Below are 9,091 nucleotides of genomic sequence, written 5' to 3' on the forward strand. Positions count from 1 at the left end.
GCCGTGGCCGCCACCACGACGCCGCCGCCCGCCGCCTCCGGCGGCGCACCCGCTCCGTTGCGCCCTCCCCACACCCCCGCCGAGTCCGCGGAGCGCGTGAAGCGCCGCGGGGCCCTGTACGTCGCGGAACACCAGCTGCGGAACATGCGCCGGTACGGCTCGGTGCTGATCGTCGGTGCACTCGGCGAGCCGGTGCTCTACCTGCTCGCCATGGGCCTGGGCATGGCCCAGCTGTTCGGCGGCGGCATGCCGCAGGAAGCACTGGGAGGGGTGTCCTACGTGGCGTTCCTCGCGCCGGCGCTCCTGGCCTCGGGCGCCCTCATGACGGCGGCCGTGGAGTTCTCCTACCCGGTGATGGGCGGGTTCCAGTGGCACCGCACCTACTACGCGGCGCAGGCCACCCCGCTGTCCCCGGCACAGATCGCGCTCGGCCACCTCGGTGCGGTCAGCCTGAGGTTCGTGTTCCAGGCGCTCGTGTTCTTCCTGGTCATGCTCGCCTTCGGCGTCGTCCACAGCCCGTGGGGCTGGGTGCAGATCCTCACCGCGACCCTCGGCGGACTGGCGGTCGGCGCCCCGATCATGGCGTTCGCCGCCTCCCTGAAGGAGGACAGGGGGCAGTTCGCCACGCTGCAGCGGCTCGTGATCATGCCGCTGTTCCTCTTCTCCGCCACGTTCTACCCGCTCGAGGCGCTGCCCGTCTGGCTGCGCTGGATCGGCTGGATCTCCCCGCAGTGGCACGCCGCCCAGCTCGGGCGCGTGCTCTCCTACGGCATGGCCGAGCCGGCGTGGCTGACGGTCCTCCACCTCGTGGTCCTGCTGGTCCTGGCCGTGGGCGGCGCGTGGCTGGCCGCGCGCATCTACACGCGCCGGCTCGGCTGGCGGCCGGGGACCCCGGACCGCGACGCCCTCGCGCGCCCCCGCGCCGACCGCGCGTCGCGCCTGGGGCGGCGCGCCGAGGTGAGCGTGTCCGACGGGTCGGGGACAGCGTCGTCGTCCGTGGTGCGGGAGCACGCGGCCGGGGTGCCGCCCATGCCGGAGATCACGCTGCGCCGGGGGCCGCTGGCGGGCCTGTACTCCGGCAACGTCCGCGCGGTGATGGAGCGGGCGTTCCTGAGCCTGCGGTCCAACAACTGGGTGGTGTTCGCCTCCGGCTTCGTCGAGCCGGTCCTGTACCTGGCGTCCATGGGGATCGGCCTGGGGGCCCTCGTGGGGTACGTGCCCGGCCCGGACGGCACGCCCGTCCCGTACGGCATGTACATCGCCCCGGCCCTGCTGGCGGTGTCCGCCATGAACGGCGCCATCTACGACTCCACCTGGAACGTGTTCTTCAAGCTGCGCTACGCGAAGACGTACCAGACCATGCTCGCCACGCGCCTGGGCCCGCTGGATGTCGCCCTCGGGGAGATCGCCATGGCGCTCCTGCGCGGGCTGATCTACGCGGTGGGGTTCCTGGTCGTCATGACGCTGGGCGGGCTGGTGACCTCGTGGACCGCGGTGCTGATGGTCCCGGGCGCCCTGCTCGTGGCGCTGGCGTTCGCGTCCCTCGGCATGGCGGTCACCAGCTTCCTGAAGACGTTCCAGCACATGGACTGGATCCAGATCGTGCTGATGCCGATGTTCCTCTTCTCCGCCACGTTCTTCCCCCTGAGCGTGTACCCGCAGCCCCTCCAGTGGGTGATCCAGGTGTTCCCGCTGTGGCACGCGGTCGAGCTCATGCGTGCGCTCGCGGTCGGAGCGCTCTCCTGGGGGACCGCGGGCCACGCCCTGTACTTCGTGGTGATGTCCGCCGTCGGAGTGTGGCTCACCGCGCGTCGGCTGCGCGCCCTGTTCCTGCGCTGACGCCCGCGGCGCGGTCCCGGCGACGCCGGCGCACCAGGTCCGCGAGTGCGATCGCCGTCGTCACGGCCCAGGACACCCCCACCAGGAGCAGGGCGACGGAGGCGGCGTGCGCGTGCGCGACGGCGGAGGGCGTCCCGCTCGCGGCAGCCTCGGCCGAGCCGAGGGTGCCGTAGAACGCTCCCATCACCACGGACAGGCCCAGGGCCGTGCCGGTGCGCTGAGCGGTCTGGGCCACGCCACCGGCGGCGCCGGCCTCATGCCCCTGGACGTCGTCCATCATGAGCACCTGCGCGGTGGTGAGGATCAGGGCCTGGGAGACGGCCATGACCGCGAGCGCCCCGGCCACGGTCCAGGGGCTCCACTGCTCGGCCGCGGAGCGTTCGACGGTCTGCCAGAGCAGCACCAGCGAGACCAGGCCCACCACGCCGCCGAGGGCCACGAGGCGGGGCCCGTGCCGCTGCACGCGGGCGCCGGCCCACGGGGAGAGCCCGGCCTGCACGGCGGCGCCGGGCAGGGTGGCCAGCCCGGAGGCGAGCGCGGTGAACTCCAGGCCCTGCTGGAGGAACACGGCCGTCACCGCGAACACGGCGGGCATGGTCGCCAGGAACAGGGTGGTCTCCGCGGCGCCGATGGTGAAGGACGCGCGGCGGAACAGCGCAGGGTCCACCATGGGGGCGACCCCGGTGCGGGCCTCGGTGGCCTTCACGCGGCGCTCCCACAGCCACCACGCGGCGCCGAGGACGGCCGCGGCGGCCAGCAGCCACCCCGTGCCGGGGACGATGAACGGCACCATGAGGGACACGCTGGCGGCGCCGAGGAGGACGGCGCCCACCGGGTCCAGCGCCGCCAGGCCGGCGCGGGCCGAGGCGGCCGCGCCCCGCGCGCGGGTGTCCGGGGCCAGCCACAGCGCGCCCATGAGGATCGCGAGCAGGCCCACCGGGGCGTTCATGAGGAAGGTGCCGCGCCAGCCCCACGCGGGTCCCAGGGTGCCGATGAGCACACCGCCCAGCAGAGGACCCGCGGCGACGCCGAGCCCCACGACCATGCCGAACAGACCGTAGGCCCGCCCCCGGACGCGGCCGGTGAAGTGGGTCTGGATGAAGCCGATCACCTGCGGGTTGAACACGCCCGCGCCCACGCCCGTCAGGAGGCGGCCGATGGTGAGCCACACCGGGTTCGGTGCCAGGCCGGACACGAGCGAGCCGAGCACGTAGAGCGAGATCCCCGCCAGGAACAGCGGCCTGCGTCCCCACAGGTCCCCCGCCCGGCCCGCGGCCACCAGGACGACGCCGAACGTCAGCGTGTACCCGGACAGCACCCACTGCAGGTCCGCGGGGGAGGCGCCGAGGTCCCGCTCGATGGCCGGCAGGGCCACGTTCACCACGGACACGCTCATCAGGGCCAGGAACAGCGGGATGAGCAGGACCGTCAGCATGCGGCGCTGGCCGGCGGTGAACGCGGCGGCGGAGGTCGGGGAGGGGGCGGGGGTCACCGGCCCAGCCTAGGCCCGGCGGGCGGGCGCTACGCCGACCGCGGCCGTCGATTCGGAGCCGGGCACGCCGGTGCGGGATGATGGGGGCGAGTCCGTCGTCCACTGGAGGAGCACGCCCATGCCCCCGAGCATCCCGTCCGGGTCCCGCCCCGCCGCCGCCCCGCGCGCCGGCCTGGCGATCGGCTCGACCGGCTTCACGGTGATGATCATCGTGCTGCTGGTAGCCATCGTCTTCGCGGCCAACGCCAACGACCTCATCGGCTGGCTGGTGGTCGCGATCGCCGCCGCCTGGCTGGTGTTCGCCGTCCTGGTGTTCCTGCAGGTCCGCCAGGGGGTGCGCTCCGCCTCCCAGAAGGTGGACCGGACGGTGGAGCAGATGCGCTCGGACGCGGCCGCCCTGCGCGGCCCGCAGCGGCCCGCACCCGCCGCGGCCGGCCCCGCCGCCGCCGACCCGATGCGGGACACCAAGCTGGACCACTCCTTCAAGATCGTCCAGGTGCAGGCGCGCGTGGTGAAGGAGCAGCTCGACGCCGCCGACGGCGCGGACCGGGAGATGGTGGACCGCGCTCTCGAGACCATCCAGATCACCGCGTCCAACGCGCGGGACATGATCAAGGAGGGACGCGGGGAGTCCGAGGGCCCCGTGGCCGGGACGGTGGTGTCCTGATGGCCGGGCAGGCCCCCGCGAGGAACCCCGCGCATCCGCCGGAGCCGGCCCCGGGTGAGCCGGTGGTGCACGCCAATGCCGGCGCCCCCAAGGCGGACGGCGCCGTGCGCGTGGCCACCGTGAACGTCAACGGCCTGCGCGCCTCCCACCGCAAGGGCATGACCGGCTGGTTCGCCGGCCGCGGCGTGGACGTGCTCACGATGCAGGAGGTCCGCGCGCCCCGCGCGATCGTGGACACGCTCGTCCCGGAGATCGTGGGCCAGGAGTGGGACGAGGTCCATGTGGCGGACGCCGAGGCGGAGGCCAAGGGCCGGGCCGGCGTCGCGATCGCCTCGCGCTTCCCCCTCGAGCAGGTGCGCACCGGCATCGCCGACGCGGAGGGCTACTTCGACGCGGCCGGGCGCTGGATCGAGGCGGACGTGCGCCTGCCGGACGGCACGCTGCTGACCGTGGTGTCCGCGTACGTGCACTCGGGCGAGGCCGGCACCCCGAAGCAGGACGACAAGTACCGCTTCCTGGACGAGATGACCCGCCGCCTCGGCGAGCTCGCCGCCCAGGACCACCCCGCGCTCGTCACGGGCGATCTCAACGTGGGCCACACCGAGCGGGACATCAAGAACTGGAAGGGCAACGTGACGAAGGCGGGCTTCCTCCCCGAGGAGCGGGCCTACTTCGACCGGTTCTTCGGCGAGCTGGGCTTCACGGACGTGGGCCGCGCCCAGGCCGGGGACGTCCCCGGCCCGTACACGTGGTGGTCCATGCGCGGCAAGGCGTTCGACAACGACGCCGGCTGGCGCATCGACTACCACATGGCCACCGCGGACCTCGCCGCGCGGGCGACCTCCGCCGTCGTGGACCGCGCCCCCACGTGGGGCACCCGCTTCTCCGACCACGCCCCGCTCGTGGCCGACTACCAGTTCTGACCGGCCCGAGGAGGACCACGATGACCGAGCAGACCACCACCGACGCCGCCCCCGACGCCGGCGCGCGCCGCCCCACCGTCGCGGACGTCCTGGCCCAGGACGCCGCCGCCACCGCCCACCTGGCCGGCGCCTCCGCCCGGCACCGCGTGCTCTCCGGCATGCAGCCCTCGGCCGACTCCCTGCACCTGGGCAACTACCTGGGCGCGCTCGTGAACTGGGTGACGGTGCAGGAGGACTTCGACGCCTTCTACTTCATCCCCGACCTGCACGCGATCACCGTCCCGCAGGACCCGGAGGCACTCGCCCAGCGCACGCGCGTGGCGGCGGCCCAGTACATCGCCGGCGGCATCGACCCCGAGCGCTCCGTGCTGTTCGTGCAGTCCCAGGTGCCCGAGCACGCCCAGCTGGCGTGGGTGCTGACCTGCATGACGGGCATGGGCGAGGCCATGCGCATGACCCAGTTCAAGGACAAGGCGGCCAAGCAGGGCCAGGACGCCGCCGGCGTCGGGCTGCTGGCGTACCCCATGCTGATGGCCGCGGACATCCTGCTGTACCAGCCGCACGGCGTGCCCGTGGGCGACGACCAGCGCCAGCACGTGGAGCTCACCCGCGACCTCGCCCAGCGGTTCAACCACCGCTACGGTGAGACGTTCGTGGTGCCCTCCGGCTTCTACCCGGAGACCGGGGCGCGCATCTACGACCTGCAGGCCCCGACGTCGAAGATGTCCAAGTCCGCCGCGTCCCCCAACGGGCTGATCAACATCCTCGAAGAGCCCAAGAGGACCGCCAAGAAGATCAAGTCGGCGGTCACCGACGACGGCACCGAGGTCCGCTTCGACCGCGAGGCCAAGCCCGGCGTGTCCAACCTGCTGACCATCCTCTCCGCGGTCACCGACACCCCGATCCCCGCGCTCGAGGAGCGCTTCGCGGGCCAGATGTACGGCCACCTCAAGGTGGCGGTGGCGGACGCCGTCGTCGAGCGCCTGGCCCCCGTGCGCGAGCGCGCCCTGGAGCTGCTGGACGACCCGGCCGAGCTGGACCGCATCCTCGCCGCCGGCGCCGCGAAGGCCCGCGCCGTGGCCACGCCCGTGCTCGAGGACGTCTACGCCAAGGTCGGCTTCCTGCCGCCGCTGCGCTGAGCCGGACCGCACCGGCCCCCCGACGACGGCCTGCGCCCCCGACCTGCGGGGGACGCGGGCCGTCGTGTTTCTCCGACTCGAGGCGGAGGCGGCGGCACGTGCGCGGCTGTCAGGATGGATGCACCGCCCCCGCTCCCGCCGCAGCGGGGGCGAGCCCCACCGACAGAGGAGTGCCGGAGCCATGTCCACCGCAGTCGCGACCCCCGGGGTCGCCGAGGTCCCGCCCGGGGCCGAACCCGTCCTGGAGACGGAGAACCTCGTCAAGGTCTACGGCCGCGGGGCGTCCCGCTTCGACGCCCTGAAGGGCATCACCCTGCAGATCCAGCGCGGCGAGTCCCTGGCCGTCGTCGGCAAGTCCGGCTCCGGCAAGTCCACCCTGATGCACCTGCTGGCGCTGCTGGACCAGCCCTCCGCCGGCGTCGTCGCGATGGACGGCCGTCCCGTCTCCCAGCTCAAGGCCGCGGAGATCTCCCAGCTGCGCAACGAGCGGTTCGGCTTCGTGTTCCAGCAGTTCTTCCTGAACCCGAACCAGACGGTCCTGGAGAACACCGTGCTGCCGCTGAAGATCGCCGGCGTGGGCCGGGCCGAACGCACCCGCCGCGGCATGGCGGTGCTCGAGCGGCTCGAACTCGCGGACAAGGCGAAGAACAAGGCCACGGACCTCTCCGGCGGCCAGAAGCAGCGCGTGTGCATCGCCCGCGCCCTGGTCAACGAGCCCACCGTGCTCTTCGCGGACGAGCCCACCGGCAACCTGGACTCCGCCACCTCCGCGGCCGTGGAGGACATCCTCTTCGGCCTGCACCGGGAGGAGGGCATCACCCTCGTGGTGGTCACGCACGACGACGACCTCGCGGCCAGGTGCGGCCGTCGCCTCGAGATGCAGGACGGCCGGATCGTCTCCGACGAGCGCGCCGGCTCCCTGGTCGGCGCGTCGTCCGCCGCCCCCGGCCCGACCGGGACGGAGGCGCGCGCGTGAAGGCCCTGGACCTGGCCGGGACGGCCGTGACCAACACCCTGCGCTCGAAGCTGCGCACGTTCCTCACCGTGATCGCGATCGTGATCGGCGCGTTCACCCTGACGCTGACCAGCGGTCTGGGCACCGGCATCAACAAGTACGTGGACACCATGGTGGAGGGCTTCGGGGCCCCCGACGAGCTGACCGTCTCGAAGCAGGCGGACGGGGTCTCCACGGTGGCCGGCGGCGAGCCCACCGAGTACGACCCGGACGCGGCGGCCTCGGGGGAGATGTTCGGCCTGCCCCTGCTCACCCAGGAGGACCTGGACGCCATCCGCGCCACCGAGCACGTGACGGACGTGGAGACCGCCCGCCTCGTGGAGCCCGACTACATCGAGGGCGAGGACGGCCGGAAGTGGGAGGTGCCGCTCATGGGCTCCTCCTTCGAGATCGACATGCTCTCCCTCGCCGCGGGCCGCGCGCCCGCCGCGGAGGGCGACGCCCTCGAGGTGACGGTGCCGGCCGACTGGGTGGAGTCCCTCGGCGGTGTCGCGCCCGATGACGTGCTGGGCCAGGAGGTCACCCTCGTGGCCTCCGACCCGCTGGGTGCGCAGTCCGGCGTGGACGCCATCGTGGTCGGCGTGACCGAGCAGGTGGCCTCCGGGTCCGGCTCGGGCCCCGTGCCCTCCCCGGAGCTCGAGCAGCGGCTGCACGACGTGACCACGCAGGGCCTGCCCGAGGAGCAGCGGAACACGTACTTCCAGGCCACCGTCACGGTGGAGGGCATGCCGGAGAACGAGGCCGCCGTGAAGGCGGCCCTCGGCGAGCAGGGCTACCAGGCGCAGACCCTCGAGGACCAGCTGGGCGTGATCCGCGGGATCATCGACGCGGTCACCTGGGTGCTCAACGGATTCGCGCTCATCGCCCTGCTGGCGGCGAGCTTCGGCATCATCAACACCCTGCTCATGGCCGTGCAAGAGCGCACCCGGGAGATCGGCCTGATGAAGGCGCTCGGCATGACCGGGGGGAAGATCTTCGGCCTGTTCTCGCTCGAGGCCGTGGTCATCGGCCTGCTGGGCTCCCTGATCGGTGTGGGCCTCGGCGTGGCCGTCGGCCTGGTGGCCAACCAGGTCCTCACGCAGGGCGTGCTCAGCGGGGTGACGGGCCTGGTCCTGTTCGCCGTGAACCCGTGGGCGCTCCTGCTGATCATCGGCCTGATCGTGGCCATCGCCTTCCTGGCCGGCACCCTGCCCGCCGCCCGTGCCGCCCGCAAGGACCCCATCGAGGCCCTGCGCCACGAGTGATCCGCACCGGCACCCGGCCACCCTCCACCCCATCGCACCCCGAGAGCAGAGAGACCATGACGAACCAAGACCCGCAGTTCCCGAACCCCGCCCATAGCCCGGCCGACCCGCCCTCCGCGGGCGGTCAGGCCCCCCGGTACGGTCAGGCGCCGCAGTACGGGCAGCCCGCCCAGGGCGCGCCCGCCGCCGATCCGTACGGCCCGCCCGTGGGCGCCCGCTTCGGCACGCCGGCCTACGGAGCGGACGCGCAGTACGGCGCCCCGGTGGCGGAGCCCGCGAAGTTCCGGACCCTGCTGAAGCTGACGCTGCTCTCCGCTGTCCTGTACCTGCTCTCGAGCATCCCCTCGTTCTTCACGGGCACCGAGGGGCAGACGCGCGCCCAGCTGGAGCAGGCCGGGATGAGCCCGGAGGAGATCGAGCAGACCCTGCAGCTCACCGGCGTGGCATCCGTCATCGGCGTCGTGGCCACCCTGCTCGTGGGCCTGGGCCTCTACGCCCTCGTGTACTTCGGCCTGAAGGCCGTGAAGAACTGGGCGCGGATCCTCGGCATCGTGCTCGCCATCCTCAGCGTCGTCGGCTCCGTCCTCGGGGTCCTGGCCGCCGGTCTGCTCGCCGGGCTCGGCATGGACCTGGGCCTCGATCTGAGCAGCCCCCTCGGGATCCTCGGCGCCGTGCTCTCGCTGGCCGCCCTCGTGGTGAACATCCTGTGGCTCGTGAACGCCTTCAACAAGGATGTCGCCGCCTACACGCAGCAGGGCCGCCGCGTGGCCGC

The 9,091-nt window shown here is 73.2% G+C and carries 8 protein-coding genes; 7 read left to right on the top strand and 1 reads right to left on the bottom strand.

Annotated features, from left to right (window positions below; translation table 11 throughout):
- The first annotated feature begins 3 nt into the window (after positions 1–3).
- Entirely contained in the window at positions 4–1,839 is a 1,836-nt protein-coding gene (locus MA879_RS12505) for an ABC transporter permease (protein ID WP_335342025.1), read from the top strand.
- On the opposite strand, the gene MA879_RS01705 is transcribed toward MA879_RS12505, so the two are convergent.
- Positions 1,802–3,331 (bottom strand): MFS transporter, encoded by a 1,530-nt coding sequence (locus tag MA879_RS01705; protein ID WP_248122808.1) that lies wholly within the window; start codon positions 3,329–3,331, stop codon positions 1,802–1,804. The two genes, MA879_RS12505 and MA879_RS01705, sit on opposite strands and share 38 nt — an antisense overlap.
- A gap of 118 nt (positions 3,332–3,449) precedes the next feature.
- Between MA879_RS01705 and MA879_RS01710 the strand changes: the two genes are divergently transcribed.
- The 6 genes from MA879_RS01710 to MA879_RS01735 all read left to right on the top strand — a co-directional run.
- Positions 3,450–3,998, top strand: coding sequence for a phage holin family protein (locus tag MA879_RS01710; RefSeq protein WP_248122810.1), 549 nt, complete (start codon positions 3,450–3,452; stop codon positions 3,996–3,998).
- A complete protein-coding gene (locus MA879_RS01715; RefSeq protein ID WP_248122818.1) occupies positions 3,998–4,921 on the top strand; it encodes an exodeoxyribonuclease III in 924 nt (307 codons plus the stop codon). Before MA879_RS01710 ends, MA879_RS01715 begins: the two co-directional genes overlap by 1 nt.
- Positions 4,922–4,941: 20 nt before the next feature.
- Positions 4,942–6,060, top strand: coding sequence for a tryptophan--tRNA ligase (gene trpS / locus MA879_RS01720; RefSeq protein WP_248122821.1), 1,119 nt, complete (start codon positions 4,942–4,944; stop codon positions 6,058–6,060).
- A gap of 181 nt (positions 6,061–6,241) precedes the next feature.
- Positions 6,242–7,036, top strand: coding sequence for an ABC transporter ATP-binding protein (locus tag MA879_RS01725; protein ID WP_248122822.1), 795 nt, complete (start codon positions 6,242–6,244; stop codon positions 7,034–7,036).
- Positions 7,033–8,319, top strand: coding sequence for an ABC transporter permease (locus MA879_RS01730; protein WP_248122823.1), 1,287 nt, complete (start codon positions 7,033–7,035; stop codon positions 8,317–8,319). The genes MA879_RS01725 and MA879_RS01730 overlap by 4 nt, the downstream gene beginning before the upstream one ends.
- A gap of 56 nt (positions 8,320–8,375) precedes the next feature.
- On the top strand, positions 8,376–9,091 hold a 716-nt coding region (locus MA879_RS01735; protein WP_248122831.1), incomplete at its 3' end, for a hypothetical protein.

Source organism: Micrococcus lacusdianchii, assembly GCF_023155805.1.
Lineage (GTDB): Bacteria > Actinomycetota > Actinomycetes > Actinomycetales > Micrococcaceae > Micrococcus > Micrococcus lacusdianchii.